The 1,379-nt window shown below is 39.1% G+C and carries 1 protein-coding gene; it reads right to left on the minus strand.

Features of this window, described 5'->3' with window-relative positions:
• Positions 1-147 precede the first annotated feature (147 nt).
• Positions 148-1,379, minus strand: a 1,232-nt coding sequence (locus tag AC0QT4_RS09135; protein ID WP_473201352.1) for an ABC transporter substrate-binding protein, incomplete at its 5' end; no start/stop codon positions are given.

Raw genomic sequence — 1,379 nt, forward strand, 5'->3', positions numbered from 1 at the left:
AGAGGAAATTTTGGAATAATATTCTTTACAAAATATATCAATCAATCCCCTATAAAATTCAACGTATTGCAAAACATTGAAGAACTTTGCAATACGTCAAATATATCATGATCATAGTTTTTTGTATTTTATAAATTCGATACCTTCTTACTTTTCAATCGCACTATAAAAAATACGTGGTGCACTATTCCAAACCCATTTCTTGACATCAGGAGTCATAGCTATAGTGTGATACGTCTGATAAATAAAAGCATAGGGACCTTTTTGCATAAGTTCACGCTGCAAATCACCATACATCTGCGCCCGTTTTTTGGGATCTTTTTCAAACAATGCATCCTGAACCTTTTGATTCATACCTTGATCAAAATATCCGTTGCACCAACTAGCATAACCTGTATTTTTTGCCTCAAACCGATTATCAGGATTGTAAATAAGGCGCGCAGCCATTGTATGGGGATCTGCAGACCCATTATTCCATCCGAAAAAAATCGTATCAAAACCACGTGCATAAAATTTTGAAAACAACTGTGTCCCTACAAAACGTTCAATTTTAAAATGTACTCCGACCTTTTTTGCATTGTCTTGAAGAGATTGGGCTATTGGCAAAGCAAAAGGATAAGGAGAGGCTCCTGCAAAAATATTGGCTTCAAAACCATTCGGGTAACCCGCCTCTGTTAAAAGCTGCTTGGCTTTTTGAAGATCAAGTTTAAAGGGTTGTCCTTCTTTTTCATTCAAAGCCCCCAAATTACCAAGGGGAATAAAGCTTGCACGGGGAATACCAACATCTTTAAGAAGGGTCTTTCCAAGCCCTTCATAATCAATAAGATAGCGCATCGCCAAACGCACTTTTTCATTGGCAAAAATTGGATTTGTCGCATTGAACCCCCATATGATCATGGAGGGCGCCAACACTTTTTCAACTTTAATATCTGTCGTTGCTTGGAGATCTGCCAAATCCTCTGGCATCAAATTCCGTGCAACATCAATATCATGTTTTTGTAATAATAAGCGTTGTGTCCCAGGTTCTGCGACATGGCGAATTAAAATCTTCTTCAATTTAGGCGCCTCCCCCCAATAATTGGAGCTTGCACGCAACAAAAGAGCTTCTCCAGGGCGCCAACTGCTTAACTCATAAGGACCAATACAAGCAGAGTGACTGGCCAAATACCGATTTCCCATATCTCCATCTTGTTCGTGTTTCATGAGTGTCTCACGATCAAGCAAAGCAGCTGTGCGATTAGTGGAAATATTGCTAAGAATGAGTTCTGCTGGATAAGGCTTATCAAACTTCATCACCACCGTTTTGTCGTCTAGTGCTTGAAAAGCTTCATCAACGTTTTGTTCTGTAATACCATATTCATTAAATGTTGCCGCATTGG

This window comes from Bartonella sp. EBT8, assembly GCF_055796165.1.